General features: G+C 73.9%; 9 protein-coding genes. 4 read left to right on the top strand and 5 right to left on the bottom strand.

Annotation, left to right across the window (positions count from 1 at the left end; genetic code table 11):
- Positions 1 to 6 precede the first annotated feature (6 nt).
- The 3 genes from AC0VYM_RS03105 (at position 7) to AC0VYM_RS03095 (ending at position 3,151) form a co-directional block, all read left to right on the top strand.
- Positions 7 to 666 (top strand): TetR/AcrR family transcriptional regulator, encoded by a 660-nt coding sequence (locus AC0VYM_RS03105; protein ID WP_475458713.1) that lies wholly within the window; start codon positions 7 to 9, stop codon positions 664 to 666.
- Positions 667 to 789: 123 nt separating this feature from the next.
- Complete coding sequence (locus tag AC0VYM_RS03100; protein WP_475458711.1) at positions 790 to 2,061, top strand: MFS transporter; 1,272 nt, start codon at positions 790 to 792, stop codon at positions 2,059 to 2,061.
- Positions 2,062 to 2,134: 73 nt separating this feature from the next.
- Positions 2,135 to 3,151: a nitronate monooxygenase gene (locus AC0VYM_RS03095; protein ID WP_475458709.1), complete on the top strand. Its 1,017-nt coding sequence runs from the start codon at positions 2,135 to 2,137 to the stop codon at positions 3,149 to 3,151.
- Here AC0VYM_RS03095 and fes read toward each other — a convergent pair.
- Positions 3,148 to 4,491, bottom strand: a complete 1,344-nt coding sequence (gene fes, locus AC0VYM_RS03090) for an enterochelin esterase (RefSeq protein WP_475458708.1) — start codon at positions 4,489 to 4,491, stop codon at positions 3,148 to 3,150. The genes AC0VYM_RS03095 and fes overlap by 4 nt on opposite strands.
- 35 nt (positions 4,492 to 4,526) lie before the next feature.
- Between fes and fepB the strand changes: the two genes are divergently transcribed.
- Positions 4,527 to 5,513 carry a Fe2+-enterobactin ABC transporter substrate-binding protein gene (gene fepB, locus AC0VYM_RS03085; protein WP_475458706.1) on the top strand — a complete coding sequence of 329 codons (987 nt, stop codon included), beginning with the start codon at positions 4,527 to 4,529 and terminating at the stop codon, positions 5,511 to 5,513.
- Positions 5,514 to 5,584: 71 nt separating this feature from the next.
- Here the strand turns inward: fepB and AC0VYM_RS03080 are convergent, their stop codons facing one another.
- From AC0VYM_RS03080 to AC0VYM_RS03065, 4 genes are all read right to left on the bottom strand, one after another.
- Positions 5,585 to 6,385: an ABC transporter permease gene (locus tag AC0VYM_RS03080; protein ID WP_475458703.1), complete on the bottom strand. Its 801-nt coding sequence runs from the start codon at positions 6,383 to 6,385 to the stop codon at positions 5,585 to 5,587.
- Positions 6,382 to 7,356, bottom strand: a complete 975-nt coding sequence (locus AC0VYM_RS03075) for an ATP-binding cassette domain-containing protein (protein WP_475458700.1) — start codon at positions 7,354 to 7,356, stop codon at positions 6,382 to 6,384. The genes AC0VYM_RS03080 and AC0VYM_RS03075 overlap by 4 nt, the downstream gene beginning before the upstream one ends.
- Positions 7,357 to 7,409: 53 nt before the next feature.
- Entirely contained in the window at positions 7,410 to 7,619 is a 210-nt protein-coding gene (locus AC0VYM_RS03070) for an MbtH family protein (protein ID WP_475458698.1), read from the bottom strand.
- Between the two features lie 67 nt (positions 7,620 to 7,686).
- Positions 7,687 to 18,012 (bottom strand): amino acid adenylation domain-containing protein, encoded by a 10,326-nt coding sequence (locus tag AC0VYM_RS03065; protein ID WP_475458696.1) that lies wholly within the window; start codon positions 18,010 to 18,012, stop codon positions 7,687 to 7,689.
- Between the last annotated feature and the right edge of the window lie 116 nt (positions 18,013 to 18,128).

Genomic DNA, 18,128 nt, shown 5'->3' with positions numbered 1-18,128 from the left:
GCGAACATGTCCGCCGAGAGCACCGACCACCGCAAACGCCCCCGCCGAAGAGGGGAGGCCCTGGTCAACGCCATCCTCGAAGCCACCATCGAGGAGCTGGCGGAACAGGGGTACGCGGCACTGACCATGGAGGGGGTCGCCGAACGGGCCAGGGCGAGCAAGGCCTCGCTCTACCGGCGCTGGACCTCGCGGTCCACCCTGGTGATGGACGCGGTGTACCACCTGTTGCCGCACCCGTCCGACATCCCCGACACCGGCGGGCTCCGAGGTGACCTCCTGGTTCTGCTGCGGCAGAACGCACGGACCCTCTCCGGTCCGGCCGGAGCCGCGCTGCGCGGCCTGCTCGGTGAGGCCCTGCCGTATCCGGAGCACGCCGCGGAGATCCGCTCACGCTCGCAGGGCATGGGGCGGAAGATGATGGAGGAGGTGGCACGCAGAGCCGTGGCCCGGGGGGAGATCCCCGCCGAAGCGGTGGTCGGCGCCCGCCTGGACGTGGGTCAGGCGTTGCTGCGCAACCACTTCCTCTTCCGGTTGGAACCCATCCCCGACGATCTCGTGGTGGAGATCGTGGACACGGTCCTGGTCCCGCTGTTCCACACCCTTCCGCACGAGGATGCCGATCACGGCGAACGGGTGACCAGGGCGGACGCGCGGGCCTCACGGTGACGGAAGCGCCGGGAACCACTTCGGGAGCCCGGGAAAACGCGTGGAGTGGCGGGGCGGGGCGCTGTTAGCGTCGGCGAAACCCCACCGGCCCGGTGCACGGGTCCCGACGGAAGCGGGCCGCCCATGTCCCCCAGCACTTCCGATCCGTCCCCAGCGGACGAGGAGGCACCGCTTCCGAAGGGGAGCCGGTTTCCGCTCCTGGCGCGGCTCAGCGCCTTCACCCTGGTCAGTACCTCGGCCGACTTCGCCTACGGCGCGGTCTTCGTCACCGTGATCCTCGCGCGCGGGGCCGACCCCTGGGCCGTGGGGCTCATCCTGGCCGGGGGCCACCTCATCGGTTTGGTCATGGAGGCGCCCAGCGGCGCCCTGGGCGACCGGTACGGGCACCGCCGTCTGCTGACCCTCGGCCTCCTGGTGTGGGGGTCGGGGTTGGTGGCCCTCGGTCTGGCGGACGGACTCGTGTTGACCGTGGTGGGCGTGTGCCTGGGCAACATCGGCATGTCCCTGAAGTCCGGCACCCTGGAGGCGATCCTGATCAACCGGATCGGCTCCCACGACAGGAACGCCCGCATCACGAGGATCGTGCGGGTCGCCTCGGTGTCCACGCGCCTGGGTTCCGTGCTGGGTGCGGCCTCCGTGATGGTCGGGGGCACGTGGTTGTCGGCGGGCACGATGATCGCCGTGGGCGGCGCCCTCGTCCTCCTGTTGGGCGTGCTGGCCCCCGTGTGCTTCCCGCCGACCTCTGGGCGGCGGGACCGGCGGGTGGGAGCCATCGTCCTGGAGTCGGTGGTCCTGGTGGCCTCCCGCCGGTTCCTCCCCCCGGTGGTGCTGGCCCTGTCCCTGATGGTCGCGACCATGCTGCTCGTGGTGTCCTGGCAGCCCATGCTGCTGGCCGAGTACGGCGACGACGTGCGCCTCAACGGCCTGGTGCTCCTGGTCATGAGCCTGTCCCTGGCCGCCGGGGCGGCCTGCGCCCGCTGGGTGCACCCGGACCGTCCGCACGTGTGGGGCGCGCTGCTGTCGATGGGGATCGGCCTCCCACTGGTCCTGGCCGCCCACGGAGCGGTTCCGCTGGTGGCGGGCCTGGTGGCGGCGGAGTTCCTCATCGGGCTGGGTGGGGTGCTCTCCGGGGCCTGGTGCCAGCTGATGTTCACCGACGCCAACCGGAACACGATGTTCTCGGCGGTGACGGTGGTGACCCTGCTCGGCAGCGCGCTCACGACCAGTTCGTTCGGGTGGCTGTGGGACCTGTGGGGCATCGCCACCGCCGTGTCCGTCCTGGCCGTGTTCGCCTTCGCACTGGCCGCCGCCGCGCTGGTCCTCACCCGGCTCCTGCCGGGGTCGGCGGACTTCACCTGGGCCGTGCGGCGCAACGAGGACGCGGACCGGGACTGATCCGGCGCGCCTGTTAGCCTGCGCGCAGGTCACGCGGGTGCGTCCCGCACCGGACCCCCGGAAGGCGGGAAACATGGATCTGCACGAACTCCTCGGTGCGCGCCGCGTCCTCCAGGCCCCCATGGCCGGAGGCACGTCCACCCCCGCCCTGGTCCACGCCGTGGACGGCGCGGGCGGCCTGGGGTCCCTGGCCGCCGGGTACCTGTCCGCGGAGGCGCTGGCCGAACGGATCACCGGGGTACGCGGGCTGGGGACCGACGTGTTCGGCGTGAACGTGTTCGTCCCCTCGGGCTCACCGACGCCCGCGTCCGTGCTCGACGACTACCGGGGGGACCTCGCGGGGGAGGCCGACCGGCACGGGTCCGAGGTCGGCCCGTCCACGTACGACGACGACGCCTGGGACGCCAAGATCGACCTCTTGGCGAGCTCCCCCGTCACCGTCGTGAGCTTCACCTTCGGCTGCCCCTCCGCCCCGGTCCTGGAGCGGCTGCGCGACGCGGGTTCGGCCACGGTCGTCACCGCCACCACCGTCGAGGAGGCCCGGACCGCCGTGGCCCGGGGTGCCGACGGGGTGTGCGTCCAGGGTCTGGAGGCGGGCGGGCACCGCGCCACCTTCGACCCCGCCCGGGGCGACGACAGGCCCCTGCTCTCCCTGCTGCCCGACGTGGTGCGCGCCGTCGACGTGCCGGTGGTCGCCGCCGGGGGAATCATGGCCGAGGAGGACGTCGCCGCCGCCCTGGCCGCCGGGGCCACCGCCGTCCAGTTGGGCACGGCCTTCCTCCGGTGCCCGGAGAGCGGCGCCCAGCCCGCGCACAAGGCCGCGCTGGCTGACCCGTCCTTCACCGGGACCTCACTGACCCGCGCGTTCACCGGTCGTCCGGCGCGCGGACTCACCAACCGGTTCATGGCCGAGCACCCGGACGCGCCCGCGGCCTACCCCGAGGTCCACCACATGACGAAGCCGCTGCGTGCCGCCGCCGCGCGGGCCGGCGACACCGGGGGCATGGCCCTGTGGGCGGGGACCGGGTTCCGTCGGGCCCGGGAGCTGCCCGCCGCGGACCTGGTCGCCTCGCTCCGCGACGCCGTCTAGCGGGGCCAGTCGTCGGTGAGGGCCACGAGCGCGTCGGGCAGTCCGGCCCGCCAGCAGGCCCGGTCGTGGCCGCCGTTGTACTCGACCAGGGTCGCGAACCCGTCGTCGCGGCCCAGTTCCGCGCCCCGACGCAGCAGGGCCCGGTGCACGCGCCCGTTGGCCCCGATCAGCGACCACTCGCGCAGGCCCGCGCTGAGGTGCGCGCGGTCCGGCAGGACCCCGGCCTCGGACACCAGGCGCACCATGCGCTCGGACTCCCCCGTTCCCGGGACGTTGGGCCACCAGTAGGAACCGGACTGAGAGAGCACGCGCCCGAACCGGCCCGGTGAGCGCAGGGACGCGTGGAGCGCGGTGAGCCCGCCCAGGCTCTGACCGGCGATGAGGGTGCGCCTCGGGTCCTTGGTGATCGCGTACCGACCGGCCAGCCAGGGCAGGACCTCCTCCTCCAGGAAGGCGACGAAGGGGTCGTGGCAGGCCAGTTCCCGGGTGCGCGTGGCCGGGTCCAGGGAGTCGATCATGACGGTCAGCGCCGGAGGGAGCGTGCCGTCCTCCAGGAGGCCGTCGAGCAGCGGGGCCAAGGGCATGTCGTGCCAGGTCCGGCCGTCGAGGAGCACCACGACCGGCCACGGTGTCCCCTCGGGTGGGGCCTGCGCGGGTTCGTGGACGTGCACGGTCCGGGAGTTGTCCAGGTGCCGGGAGCGCAGGGTGTGCGCGGTGACACGGCCAGTGGGCGTACCGGGACGCACCGGTCGCCAGAGTTCGGCGGGGGCCTCGGGAAGGGAGACCACGGAGGTGTCGGCGTCGAGTCGTTCCCGGGCCAGGGGGTCGGGACGGCCGTGGGCGAGGGCGTCGAACCACCGGGCGACGGACGGGCGGTCCTCGGGCGCGGCCATCGCGAGGGCGCGTTCGCGGCGCAGCCGGGTCGGCGGGGAGAGCGTGCCCGGCGCGGCACCGCCGTCAGCCGGGATCGGGGCGACCGTGTAGGACGCGCGCCAGTCGGACGGCATCCGGTAGGTGAGGTGCCAGACGTCCGTGCCGGGCACGCGCTCCATCCGGTTCCGCTCGTAGGAGTCGGCGGCGGCGATCCGGTCCGCCACGAGGATGACGTCCGCCAGTTCGTCGCCTCCGCGCCAGAGGAACGTGGCGGTGCGGTGGCCGGTGTCGTCCAGCTCCCCCACCACGGGGGTGCCGCCCTCCCCGACCCTCGCCCAGAAGGTGTCGGGGTCGAGCGAACCCTCCGCCACCTCGTCGATGAGGGGCGACGTGCCGCGCGGGGGCCGTGTGGCCCGCGCCGGTCTCGGCGGCACGGTCGTGTGGTCGGTGCTGACTCCGCGTGACATTGACATAAGGATAGCCTTGCCTAACTATTGCTCCCATGAGACCCTATCGTCCCGCCCTCACCTCCGTGACCAGCGCAGCAGTGGTCACCCTCGTCCTCGTCACCGGCTGCGGCGGCGCCGACACCGCCCCCGAGAACGACGACACCGAGTCAACCCGGACCGTGTCCCACGTCTACGGGGAGACCGAGATCCCCGCCGAACCACTCAGGGTGGTCTCGGTCAGCGTGACCAGCACGGCCGCACTGCTCAGTCTGGACGTCCCGGTCGTGGCCTCCTCCACGACCTCCCCCGGCCCGCTCACCGACGACAACGGGTTCTTCAGCCAGTGGGCGGAGACCGCCGTCGACCGGGAGGTGGAACCCCTGCCCGGGCCCGAGGTCTCCATCGAGGCGGTCGGCTCCGCCCAGCCGGACCTGATCGTCGGCAACGGGTTCGGCGCGGACCAGGTGGACGAGGCCACCTACGACCTGCTGTCCGAGATCGCCCCCACCGTGGTCTACGGGGAGTCGGACACCCCCTGGACCGAGCTCACCGACCAGTACGCGGAGGCCTTCGATCGCAGGGACCGGGCGGAGGAGATCCACGCGGAGTACGCGGAGCTCATCGAGGACTCCGCCGCCGCGCTCACCTCCGAGCACGACGTCACCGTGCTCACCGGCACCCCGGAGGGGTTCAACGTCTTCACCGCCGAGTCGGCGCAGGGACGGCTGGTCGAGGAACTCGGCCTGACCCTGCACGAACTTCCCGACGACCTCACCGCCTCCGGCGCCCAGGGCGGCCCCGAGCGGTCCGACATCGTCCAGCTCTCCCCCGAACGCGCCTCCGACTTCGGGGACAGCACGCTGCTGTTCGTCAACCTCCAGGGCGAGGAGGTCGAGGACTACCCCGAGGCCGCCCCGACCCTGGGCAACCTGCCCGCCTACGAGGAGGACCGCGCCCACACCGTGGGAGCCGAGGCGTTCCGCCTGGACTACTACAGCGTCCCCCTCGTCACCGAACGCCTCGTGGAGGTCCTCGGCTGAGCCCGGAAGGGCCTCCGGCGGAGCGGGCGGTGGCCCTGCGACCACCGCCCGGACGGGACGGCGCCCCGGGGTCAGCGGGCGCTGATGAGGACGTAGCGGCGCAGGGCCAGCGGGGCGAAGACCGCGATGACCACGGCCGACGACAGCGCCGCGTACAGCACCGCGTTCTCCGCGGGCCAGCCGGTCGGCTGCGCCAGGCCCGGCGGCGGGGCGTTGCCGAACAGCTCCCTGGCCGCCGAGGCGACGGCGGTGACCGGGTTCCACTCCGCGACGACCCGCAGCGGCGCGGGCATGCCCTCGACGGAGACGAAGGCGCCCGACACGAAGGCGACCGGGAACAGCCAGACCAGGCCCAGGCTCTGGGCCACCTCGACGCTGCGGGCGGTCAGCGCGATGAACACACCGATCCACGAGGTCGCGAAGGCGAAGAAGAGCAGGAGGGCCACGCCCAGGACCACCTCGCCCGCGCCCGTGGTGACCCGCCATCCGATCGCCAGCCCGCACGCGGCCGTGACCAGTAGCGACAGGGAGCTCGTCGCCAGGTCCGACAGGGTCCGGCCCAGGATGACGGCGATCCGGGACATCGGCAGTGACCGGTAGCGGTCGACGATGCCCTGCTGGAGGTCGTTGGCCAGCCCGACCGCCGTGAAGGACGAGTTGAACAGCAGGGTCTGCGCGAAGATGCCGCCGATCAGGAACTCGCGGTACTGCGCGCCGCCCAGGCTGCCGCCGAAGACGAAGGCGAGCAGCAGGACGAACATCACCGGCTGGATGACCCCCGCGACCATGGATCCCGGGGTGCGCACCACGTGGAGCAGGTTCCGGTGGGCGACGACCCCGCTGTCGCTCACCGATCTCATCAGTGCGTTCACCGGGGACCTCCCACCAGGGAGGCGGGTTCGTCCCGCCCGGTGAGTTCGAGGAACACCTCGTCCAGGGTGGGGCGGCGCAACGCCACCTCCACGACGGGGACGCCGCCACGGCGCAGCGCGGCCAGCGCCTCGGTCAGCGCCGTCTGTCCCTCGGAGGTGCCCACGGAGAGCCGCCGGGTGCCCGGGTCCGTCTCCGGGCGGCCGTTGCCGTGGTCCGCGACGATCCCCGCGGCCGACTCCAGGTCGGCGGCGTCGGCGAGGACGAAGTCCATCCGCGCCCCGCCCATGTGCTCCTTGAGGGCGTCCGCGCTGCCCCGGGCGATCACCGTTCCCTGGTCGATGACCACGATCGTGTCCGAGAGCTGGTCGGCCTCCTCCAGGTACTGCGTGGTCAGCAGGACCGTGGTCCCGTCCTCCACGAGGGTGGAGACGATCTCCCAGGTGTCCATCCGCCCGCGCGGGTCCAGGCCGGTCGTGGGTTCGTCGAGCACGACCACCTCGGGCCGGGCCACCAGGGCCCCGGCCAGGTCGAGGCGGCGGCGCATGCCGCCCGAGTAGGCGCCCGAACGCTGGTCCGCGACGTCCCGGAGCCGGAAGCGCCGCAGCAGTTCCCGGGCGCGCGCGGCCGCCTGCGCGCGGTTCATCCCGTACAGGCGTCCCACCATGCGCAGGTTCTCGAAGCCGGTGAGCTTCTCGTCCACGGCCGCGTACTGGCCGGAGAGCCCGATGCTGCGGCGGACCGCACCCGGGTCGGCCACCACGTCGTGACCGGCGACCCGGACCCGTCCGCCGTCCGGCCGGAGCAGGGTGGTCAGCACGCGGACGGTGGTGGTCTTGCCCGCTCCGTTGGGGCCGAGCAGCCCGAGCACGTGCCCGCGCGGCACGGCCAGGTCGATGCCCCGCAGCGCGCGGTGTCCCCCGAAGGACTTGGTCAGTCCCTCGACGTCGATGACATGGTCGTCCCCGTCCACGTCACTCCCTTCGTGGGTTGGGGGCCCGGCCGCGCGGCCGGGCCCTGGTTCTCTCAGGCGGCGTCGAGCTGGCGCACCCGGTGGGGACGCATGTCGGTCCAGTTGGTGTCGATGTAGGTCAGGCACTCCTGGCGCTCGGCGGGGCCGTGGCGCACGACCCAGCCGGCCGGGACCGGGACGAAGGCGGGCCACAGGGAGTGCTGGTCCTCGGCGTTGACCAGGACCAGGAAGGAGGCGTCGGTGTCGTCGAACGGGTTCTGCATGGGGTGCCCTTCTGTGTTCCGAGCGGCGCGTTGTCACGGGCCGCGGTTGTCGGTGGTGCGTGGGGGTTCAGCGGCGGTGCGCCAGTGGTCGGGCCATCCGGTCGGCGAGGACCGGGCCGATCACGGACAGCGCCTCGGGTGTGGTCATGAGCGCGTGGGTGCAGGTCACGTCGTGGTCGTCGATCCGACCCCCGACGTAGGGCCGCCAGGTCCGCGCGAGGTCGACACCGGGAACGCCGTCCAGCGTCGCGGTGAAGAAGAGGAGGTCTCCGTCGAAGACGGGCGGCTTCCCGTGGCGCAGCAGGGTCACCTGCCGGTCGAAGCCGAGGAGCATGGCCTCGACCGCTTCCTTGGAGAGCTCTCCGAGGGGGTCGCCGTGGCGCCGGAACACCGCGATGGCGTCCTCGGTCGTCGGGGACTCGCCCAGGCCGTCGGCGTCCTCGGCGTAACCGACGGCCCGGAGCAGCGCGTCGAGGACCTGGGTGTCGTCCTCGAAGCCCGCTTCGGCGGACTGGCCGAACGGGTGCGAGTCCAGCAGGGCGAGGGTGGCCACCTCGTCGCCGGTCTCCCGGAGGTGTCCGGCGAGCGCGTGCGCGATGTTGCCGCCGAAGGACCAGCCGAGCAGGTGGTAGGGCCCCTCCGGCTGGATCTCGCGGATGCGCGCGGCGTAGTCCTCGGTGAGCGACCGCAGGTCGGTGGCGTGCTCGGTCCGGTCGCCGGGGCTGAGTCCGGGGGCCTGGAGTCCGTACACGGGGTGCTCCGCGCCGATGTGCCGGGCCAGCCCCGCGTAGGGCCAGGCGAGTCCTCCGGCGGGGTGCACGCAGAACAGCGGGGCGCCCTCGCCGGTGGGCCGGATCGGCAGGATCCGCCCGAGTCCGGTCCCGGTGGTCTCCCCGTCCGCCGCCTGGATGAGCCCGGCGACGGTGGGGTTCTGGAAGAGCATCGGCACCGTGACCTCCTGGCCGAGGGCGGCGCTGGCCCGCCGCACGAGACGCGCGGCGAGCAGCGAGTGCCCGCCCATCTCGAAGAACCCGTCGTGCACGCCGACCTTCGGCAGGTCCAGGACCTCCGCGAACAGCTCACACATCCGGATCTCGCGCCGGGTCCCGGGAACACCGGTCACCTGCGGCGCGTGCTCCGCGGGGTCCGGCAGGGCCGCGTTGTCGACCTTGCCGTTCACGGTCAGGGGCAGGGACTCCAGGCGGACGAACACCGCCGGGACCATGTACTCGGGAAGCCGGGCGGACAGGTGTCGGCGCAGCTCGGCGTCGCTGGGACCGGGGTGTACGAGCGGCACCGGGTAGGCCACGAGCCGCGCGTCCCCCGCGGCCGTGCGGCGGACCAGGACGGCGGCCTCGGCCACGCCGGGGTGGTCCACCAGCGTCGCCCTGATCTCCCCGGGTTCGATCCGGAAGCCCCGGAGCTTGACCTGGTCGTCGGCGCGGCCGACGAACTCCAGCGTGCCGTCGGCACGCCACCGCACCAGGTCGCCGGTCCGGTACATGCGTCCGCCGGCGGCGGCGAAGGGGTCGGCCACGAACCGCTCCCCCGTCATGCCGGGGCGGCTGCGGTACCCGCGCGCCAGCCCGGCCCCGGCGATGTAGAGCTCACCGAGCGCGCCCACGGGCGCGGGCTGGAGTCCGCCGTCGAGCACGTACACCCGGATGTTGCCCACCGGTCGCCCGATGGTCGGTCCGGCCTCCCCGCCGATGCCCGCGATGACGGCGTCCACCGTGGTCTCGGTGGGGCCGTAGAAGTTGTAGGCGCGCACGCCCGGGCGACGGGTCAGGTCGTCCCAGAGGTCGGCGTCGACCGCCTCGCCGCCCAGAGCCACCACCGAGAGCGCGTCCGAGTGGTCGAGCACGCCCTCGGCGATGAGCCTGCGGGCGTAGCTGGGGGTGGTCTCGACGGAGTCCACGCGATTGCGCGTCAGGTAGTCGGAGAGCCCGGAGGGGTCCCGGCGCACGGAGTCCTCGACCACGTGCAGTTCGTGCCCGTCGACCAGCCAGAGGATCGGGTCCCAGGAGGCGTCGAAGGCCACCCCGGCGGTGTGCGCGACGCGGAGCCTGCGGCCCAGTTCCTCGCTGACCGGGGTGAACAGCTCCTCCTGGTGGCTCAGGAAGAGGTTGACCAGCGACCCGTGCTCGACCTCGACGCCCTTGGGCCTGCCGGTGGAGCCCGAGGTGTAGATGACGTAGACGATGTCCGAGGCGGTGAGCGGGCGGACCCGTTCCCGGTCGGTCAGCGCGCCCGCGGTGCCGCAGTGGCAGTCGCCGTGCTTGTCGGTGATGGCGTCCACGTCCCGCACCAGCGGGGCGTCGGGGACCCGGTGGGCGAGCGAGGAGTCGGTGAGCACCAGTCCGGGTGCGGCGTCCTCCAGCATGGTGGCCAACCGCTCGTCGGGGTGGTCGGGGTCCAGGGGCAGGTACGCGGCGCCGCTCTTGAGCACGCCCAGGAGGCTCACCACCGTCTCCACCGAACGCTGGAGCAGGACGGCGACCACGTCCCCCGGACCGTTCCCGAGCTTGACCAGCGAACGGGCCAGGCAGTTGGCGCGGCGTTCGAGGTCGGCGAAGCTGAGCCGTTCCTCCCCGCAGACCAGGGCGGTCGCGTCGGGGGTGCGCCGGGCCTGGCCCTCGAACAGCTCCACGACGGTCTCGACCGGGAGCTCCCTGCGCAGGCCGTGGCCGTCCGCGAGGAGTCCCTCCCGTTCCTCGCCGGAGAGGATCTCCAGGCGGCCGAGCCGGGCCTCCGGGGTCCGGGTGGCCGCGTCGAGCAGCCGGACGTAGCGCTCCACGAGCCGCCGGGCCGTGCCGGGGTCGAACATCGCGCTGTTGTACTCCAGCGTTCCCCTGACACCGGCGGCGCCGCCGAGCGGTCCGGCCTGTTCGGCCAGGTCGAAGGAGAGGTCGAACTTGGCACCCAGCGCCGGGGCCCCCGGTTCGGGGCGCACGTCCAGGCCGGAGAGCTCCATGGTGGGCGTCTCGTTGTTCTGGAGGGTCAGGGCCGTCTGGAACAGGGGGTGCCGCCCGAGCGCCCGGGAGGGGTTGAGCCGCTCCACGATCTGCTCGAAGGGCACCTCCTGGTCGTCGAAGGCGTCCAGGTCGGCGTCGCGCACCCGCGCCAGCAGGTCCGTGAAGGTCGGGTTGCCGGAGGTGTCGGTGCGCAGCGGGAGGGTGTTGACGAAGAACCCGACCAGTTCGTCCAGGGCGGGGTCGGTACGCCCCGCGACCGGGCTTCCGATGACGATGTCGTCGCCCGCGCCCAGGCGGGTGTGCAGGGCGGCGAGACCGGCCTGGAGGACCATGAACAGGCTCGTGGACGTGGACCGGGCCAGCCGCAGCAGGCGTTCGTGCAGGTCCGCGCCGATCTCCACCCCCGTGCTGGCGGAGGGCTGGGAGGCGGTGGCGGGACGGGGCCTGTCGGAGGGCAGCCGCACCTCGTCGGGGGCCCCGGACAGGCGGCGCTCCCAGGCGTCGAGGCTGTGCCGGATCGCGCTCTCGGGGTCGCCGTCGTCGCCCAGGACCTCGCGCTGCCAGAGCGTGTAGTCCGCGTACTGCACCGGCAGGTCGCGGGCGAGGGCCGCGGTGCCGTGCACACGGGCGGTGTAGGCCATGGAGAGGTCGCGGGCCAGTGGCGCGGTCGACCACCCGTCACCGGCGATGTGGTGCAGGACCAGCAGCAGGACGTGCTCCCGGCCCACCTTGAACAGGTGGCCGCGCAGGGGCGTCTCGACGGCCAGGTCGAAGCCCCGGCCCGCCTCGCGGACCAGGGCACGCCGCAGCTCCTCCTCGGAGGCGACCTCGACGCACTCGCCGCCCGGGGCGACCGCCTCGGGGGGCAGCACCTGCTGGAGGGGTTCTCCGTCGGTGTCGGGGAAGACCGTGCGCAGGCTCTCGTGGCGTGCGGAGACGTCGTACAGGGCCCCGCGCAGCGCCTCGGTGTCCAGCTCGCCGGTGATCCGCACCGCCATCGGCAGGTTGTAGAGGGCCGCCGAGGTGTCCAGCCGGTTGAGGAACCAGAGCCTGCGTTGGGCGAAGGACAGCGGGATCCGCGCGGGCCGGGGCATCGGGCGCAGCGGCGGCCTGGACTGGCGCCCGGTGCCGAGCGCGGCGGCGAGACCGGCCACGGTCGGGGCCTCGAAGAGCGTGCGCACGGCGACCTCGGCGCCGACCGTGTGGCGGATGCGGGCCACCAGGCGCACCGCGAGGAGCGAGTGCCCGCCGAGGGCGAAGAAGTCGTCGTCGATGCCCACCTCGGGCACGTCCAGGACCTTCGCGAACAGCTCGCACAGCACCGTCTCGTCGCGGGTGCGCGGGCCGCGTCCGCCGCCGGTGACGGCCTCGGGCTCGGGCAGCGCCGCACGGTCCAGCTTGCCGTTGGGTGTCAGCGGGAGTTCGGGCAGCACCATGACCACCCCGGGGAGCATGGCGGCGGGGAGTCTGCGCGCCGCGTGGTCGCGGATCCCCCGGGTGTCGGGGCGCCCGCCCGGACGCGCGGTGACGAAGGCGGACAGGCGCGCGTCCCCGTCCCGGGTCCGGGTGAGCACCACGGCCGCCTGGGCGACGTCGGGGTGTTCGGCCACGACCGCCTCGACCTCACCGAGTTCGATCCGGTGGCCGCGCACCTTGACCTGTCCGTCGACGCGGCCGACGTAGCGCAGGGCGCCGTCGGGCCGACGGGTCACCAGATCGCCGGTGCGGTACATCCGGCTCCCGTCGGCGGCGAACGGGTCCGCGAGGAAGCGCTCGGCGGTCAGCCCCGGGCGGCCGAGGTAGCCGCGGGCGACCCCGGCCCCGCTGAGGTAGAGCTCTCCGACGACCCCCGCGGGGACCGGGCGGAGCCTGCCGTCCAGGACCCGCGCACCGGTGTTGGCGATCGGTCCGCCGATCACCGGTTCGGCCTCCTCGTCCGAGCGGGCCGTGACGCTGTCGACGGTGCACTCGGTCGGTCCGTACAGGTTGTGCGCGGTCAGGCCGGGGACGTCGCCCAGCTCGGCCCAGAGCCGGGCGTCGACGGCCTCGCCGCCCAGGGCGAGCACGCGCGGCCCGGTGCCGCCGTCGAAGAGCCCCAGCGCCACGAGCTGCCGGGCGTAGGAGGGCGTCGTCTCGACGGCGTCGACCTCCCGTTCGCGCAGGAGGGCCACGAGCCGTTCGGCGTCCCCCCTCACGGGGTCCTGGACGATGTGGAGTTCGTGGCCGTCCACCATCCACAGGAACGGGTCCCACGAGGCGTCGAAGGAGACCCCGGCCGTGTGCGCGACCCGCAGGGGTCGTCCCGCGGCGGCGACCGCCGGTCCGAACACGCGCTCCCGGTGCGAGTGGAGCAGGTTGGCCAGCGAGCGGTGCTCGACGACGACGCCCTTGGGGCGCCCGGTGGACCCGGAGGTGTAGACGACGTAGGCCGCGTCGCGGGGACCGGGTCGGTCCGGGACCCGGAGCATCGGTGTGTCCAGCGGCAGCGCGTCGACGTACAGCACCGCGCTGTCGGCGGGGAGGCGCGTCCGGTGGCCCGTCGTGGTGAGCACGTGCCCGGGCCGGGCGTCCGCGAACATGTGGTCGATCCGCTCGCGGGGGTAGGACGTGTCGACGGGCATGAGGGCGGCTCCGCTGCGGAGCACGCCCAGGAGCGCGACGGCCAGGTCGACCGAGCGCGGCAGCACCGTGGCGACGGTCGAACCGGGCCCGGCGCCCCGGTCGGCCAGGACGCGGGCCAGGCTCTCGGCGCGGGCGTCCAGCTCGGCGAAGGTCAGGGAGTGGTCGCCCGCGACCACGGCGATCCGGTCGGGCGTGCACAGGACCTGGGCCTCGAAGGCCTCCAGGATCGAGTCCGCGGCGCCGGAACGGGACGGTCCCGCCGCACCCGCGTCCAGCTCCGCCCGTTCCCCGGGGAGCAGGAGCTCCGCCTCCTCGACCGCGGTGCCCGGAGCCTCGGCCAGAACCGAGAGGAGGTGCGTGAACCGGTCGGCCACGGAGCGGGCGGTGCCCTCGTCGAAGAGGTCGGCGTCGTACTCCAGGTCACCGAGGAGTCCGTCCGCGGCACCGCCGGAGCCGAGGTGTTCCGTCAGGTTGAAGGTGAGGTCGAACTTGGCCTGCCGGGCGCCGGTGTCCTCCAGCACCGTGGTGTCGAGGTCGCCCAGGGACGGCCGCGCGGCCGGGATGTTCTGGAGGGCGAGCATCACCTGGAAGAGCGGTGGCCGCGAGCCGAGGCGGGTCGGGCGCAGCTCCTCGACCACGCGGTCGAAGGGGGCGTCCTGGTGGGCGAATCCGGAGAGGCAGGCCTGCCTGGATCGGATGACCAGGTCGTCGAAGGTCGGATTTCCGGACGTCCGCGTGCGGATGACGACCGTGTTCACGAAGAAGCCGACGAGGTCGTCGAGTTCCGCCTCCGTGCGGCCCGCCGTGGGTGTGCCGACCGTCAGGTCGGTGCCCGCGCCCAGGCGTGAGAGCAGTGCGGTGAGCCCCGCGTTGAGCACCATGAACAGGCTCGCGCCGTGCCTGTCCCCGAGCTCGTTGAGGCGTTCGTGGAGTTCGGGTGACAGGCGCAGCGGAACCGAGCCGCCGCGTCCGCTGGACCGTTCGGGGCGGGCGCGGTCCACGGGCAGGACGGTCTCCTCCGGGGCCCCGCGCAGGGCCTCGCGCCAGTAGGCGAGCTGACGGGAGAGCTCGCTCCCGGGGTCGTCGTCCCCGCCGAGCACCTCGTTCCGCCAGAGCGTGTGGTCGGCGTACTGGACCGGGAGGGGTTCCCAGTCGGGGGCCCGTCCCTGGGACCGGGCGGAGTAGGCGTCGGACAGGTCGTGGGCGAGCGGTCCCAGCGACCATCCGTCACCGGCGATGTGGTGCAGCACCAGCAGCAGGACGTGGTCGCGCTCACCGACCCTCAGGAGCCGCACCCGTAGCGGGGTCTCCACGGAGGTGTCCACGCCGCGGCCCGCCTCGGCCGCGATCACCCGCTCCAGGTCGTGTTCGGGGCACGACACGGCGGCGAAGTCGAGGGGGCTCTCCCCGGGCGCCAACACGTGCTGGCGCGGCTCCTCACCGTGCAGCGGGAACACGGTGCGCAGGGTTTCGTGCCGCTCCACTAGGTCGTCCAGCGCGGCGCGCAGGGCCTCGGTGTCCAGCTCACCGCGCAGCCGGAGCGCGGCCGGGATGTTGTAGGCGCCGGAGTCGGGCGCGTACCGGTTGAGGAACCAGAGCCCGCGCTGGGCGTGCGACAGCGGCAGCACCTCGGGGCGCTCCCGCGCCTCCAGCCGCGGAGCGGTCCCGGCCCCGTCCGGGAGCACCCCGACCAGCCCGGCCACGGTCGGGTTCTCGAAGAGTTCGCGGATGGCGGGGGCCGCGCCGAACTCGGCGCGGATCCGCCCGATCAGGCGGCTGGCCAGCAGGGAGTGGCCGCCCAGGGCGAAGAAGTCGTCGTCCACACCGACCCGTTCGACCCCGACCGCCTCGGCGAAGAGCGCGCAGAGCCTGCGCTCGCGCTCGTCGCGCGGCGCCCGGAAGGAGTCGGAGCCGCCGGACGGCAGGGGCAGGGCCCCGCGGTCGAGTTTGCCGCTGGGGGTCAGCGGCAGCTCGGGGACCCGGACGGTCGCGGCGGGCACCATGAACGCGGGTAGCCGGTCCGAGGCGTGGGCGCGGACCCCGTCCGCGTCGGCGGGGTCGTCGACGACCACGTAGGCCACCAGGCGGGTGTCGGCGCCCTCACCGACGGGGATCACGGCGGCCCGTCGGACGCCGGGGCTCTCCCGGACGACGGCCTCGACCTCGGCCGGTTCGACGCGCACCCCGCGCACCTTGACCTGGTCGTCGGCGCGGCCGAGGAACCGCAGCGTGCGGTCGGGCCCCGGCGAGACCAGGTCGCCGGTGCGGTACATGCGGCTGCCGTCGGCGGCGTAGGGGTCGGCCACGAACCGTTCGGCGGTGAGCACGGGACGGCCGAGGTAGCCGCGCGCGACGGACGCGCCCGAGACGTACAGCTCACCGGTGGCGCCCGGGGGGACGGGCCGGAGCCCGGAGTCCAGGACGTAGGCGCGGGAGTTGGCGACCGCCCCGCCGATGTGGGGGTGGCTCTCCGGTGTGACGGGCGCGGTCAGGCTGTCGACCGTGGTCTCGGTGGGGCCGTACAGGTTGTGCGCGCTGACGTGCTCCAGCGACGCGAGCGTGTTCCACAGGTCGGCGTCCACGGCCTCGCCGCCCAGGGCGACGACGGTGGGGCCGCCGGGCTCCGCCAACCCCTCGGCCAGCAGCGCGCGGGCGAAGGAGGGTGTGGTCTCGATGGCTTCGAGCCCGTGTTCGCGCAGGTGGGCGACGAGCCGCTGGGGGTCGCGGCGGACCTCGTCCCCGACCAGGTGGAGCTCGTGGCCGTCGACCATCCACAGGAAGGGGTCCCAGGCGGCGTCGAACGAGAGCCCCGCGGTGTGGGCCACGCGCAGCGCCCGCCCGTGGCGCTCGCGGGCGGGGGTGAAGACGAGTTCGCGGTGCGAGTGCAGGAGGTTGAGCAGCGACCGGTGCTCCACGGCGACCCCCTTGGGGGCACCCGTGGAACCGGAGGTGTAGATGACGTAGGCGAGGTCGGCGCCGGTGGCGGGCCGGGGCCGGGCCGACGCGGGCGGGCGCGGACCCCCTTCGACGGCGGCCCTGGTGGCCGGGTCGTCCATCAGGACGGTCGCGGGGGCGTCCTCGGGCGCTCCGTCCGCGGCTCGGGACACCGTGTCGCCGTGGGCGAGCACGAGTTCGGGACGGGCGTCCCGCACCATCGCGGCCAGTCGGCCCGGCGGGTAGCCGGGATCCAGGGGCAGGCAGACCGCGCCGGCCTTGAGCACGGCCAGCTGCGCGACGGCGAGGTCGGTGTGGCGCCCCAGCCGGACCCCCACCACGCGTCCGGGGGCGGCGCCGAGCGCGCGGAGGTGGTCCGCCCAGCGGTCGGAGAGGGCGTCCAGTCGGGCGAAGGTGAGGCTGCCGTCCGGTGCGACGACCGCGGTGCTCGCGGGGAACCGGGACGCGGTGATCGCGAACTCGTCCGCGACCGTCAGGTCGGGCAGTGCCCGCGCCGGGCCGTCGCTCGCGCTCGGCCGCGTCCGCGCCTCCTCGGCGGAGCGGACCTCCAGGGACCCCACCGGGGCGGAGGGGTCCTCCGCCGTGGCCCGCATGACGGCGAACAGGCGGCGCTGGTGGTCGACGAGCCCGTCGCGCGTGTACAGGTCGGGGCTGCCGTCGAAGTCGACGCGGACGTCCTCCGTGGCGCCGAGCCCGTGGAAGATGACGGACAGGTCCTCGACGGGGCCGACCGAGAGGTTGTGCGTGGTGGCCGGGAGTCCGGCGAAGACCAGCCGTCCCAGGGCCGGGATGATGTTCACCGACGGACCGGTGAGGCGGCGGCCGACGTTCGCGCCGCGACGCAGGTCCTCGCTCCGGTACCGCTGGTGCCGCAGCGCCCGCCGGGTGTCCAGGGCCACCTGCCGCAGGAGTTCCGACACCGGCTGGTCGGGGCGGACCCGGACCCGCAGCGGAACGATGTTGGAGACCGCCGCCGGGACCGTCCGTGAGTGCGACGTGCGGCGTGTGGTGACCGGCAGGCCCAGGACGACGTCCCGGGCGCCGGTGAAGCGGTGGAGGTAGACGGCGGTGGCCGTGAGGACCGCGGTGGGCAGGCTGGTGCGCTGTTCGCGGGCGGCGGCCTGGAGCCCGGCGGCGATCTCGCGGGGCAGGCGGTCGGTGACCCTGTGCAGGCCGGTGGGCATCCGCACGGGCGCACCGGCCAGTCCCACCGCGTCGGGGGCGTCGGCCATCCGCTCCGCCCAGAAGCGCCGGTCCGTCTCCTCGGTGCCGCCCTCCCGGTAGTCGGCCTCCTCCTCCAGGAGTCGGCTCAGCGAACCGAAGGGGCTGGGGCCCGGCTCGGTCCCGGCGGCCAGGGCGTCGTGGATCTCGGTGACCCGGCCCAGGACCAGCATGGCCCCGTAGCCGTCCAGGAGCAGGTGGTGGACGCGCTGGTAGACGAAGTGGCGTTCCGCGCCGAGCCGGAAGACCACCTCGGAGAACAGCGTCTCGCCCCGGACGTCCTGCGCCCGGTCGAGGTCGTCGCGCATCCACCGGCGGGCGGCCTCGGCGGGGTCGGTCTCGTCGGTGAGGTCCACGACGGTGGGCCACCAGTCCTCGGGCCTGCGGACCTCCTGCCAGGGCACCCCGTCCTCCTCACCGAAGCGCAGGTGGAGCGACTCGGTCTCCAGCACCGCCTGGCGGAGGGCGGCGCTGAGGATCGAGACGTCCAGCGGACCGTCCAGCTCCAGGTACTCCGCGATGGCGTACACGGGGTTCCCCGGGTCCATCTGCTGCGCGTACCAGAGCCCGGTCTGGGCAGCCGTGAGCGGCAGTCGGCGGGCTCGGCCGGTGTTCGTCATCGAAGACCTTCCAATCGCGTCGGCGCCTCTGCTCTTGCAGCGACGGGCCGCGGTTGCGGGGAATTGAATGCCTGTGTCCGGGATGCCTCGGGCGGGGAGCGGGGCACGCCAGCGGA

The organism is Nocardiopsis sp. iso_237 (genome assembly GCF_056173345.1).
Note: the sequence above shows the minus strand (reverse complement) of the source record. Positions and strands in the feature narration are given on the sequence as shown.

What these genes read in the sequence shown, in the direction of transcription:
- AC0VYM_RS03105 (WP_475458713.1), top strand. Translation starts at nt 7, where the DNA reads ATGTCCGCCGAGAGCACCGACCACCGCAAACGCCCCCGCCGAAGAGGG.
- AC0VYM_RS03100 (WP_475458711.1), top strand. Translation starts at nt 790, where the DNA reads ATGTCCCCCAGCACTTCCGATCCGTCCCCAGCGGACGAGGAGGCACCG.
- AC0VYM_RS03095 (WP_475458709.1), top strand. Translation starts at nt 2,135, where the DNA reads ATGGATCTGCACGAACTCCTCGGTGCGCGCCGCGTCCTCCAGGCCCCC.
- fes (WP_475458708.1), bottom strand. Translation starts at nt 4,491, where the DNA reads ATGTCACGCGGAGTCAGCACCGACCACACGACCGTGCCGCCGAGACCG.
- fepB (WP_475458706.1), top strand. Translation starts at nt 4,527, where the DNA reads ATGAGACCCTATCGTCCCGCCCTCACCTCCGTGACCAGCGCAGCAGTG.
- AC0VYM_RS03070 (WP_475458698.1), bottom strand. Translation starts at nt 7,619, where the DNA reads ATGCAGAACCCGTTCGACGACACCGACGCCTCCTTCCTGGTCCTGGTC.
- AC0VYM_RS03065 (WP_475458696.1), bottom strand. Translation starts at nt 18,012, where the DNA reads ATGACGAACACCGGCCGAGCCCGCCGACTGCCGCTCACGGCTGCCCAG.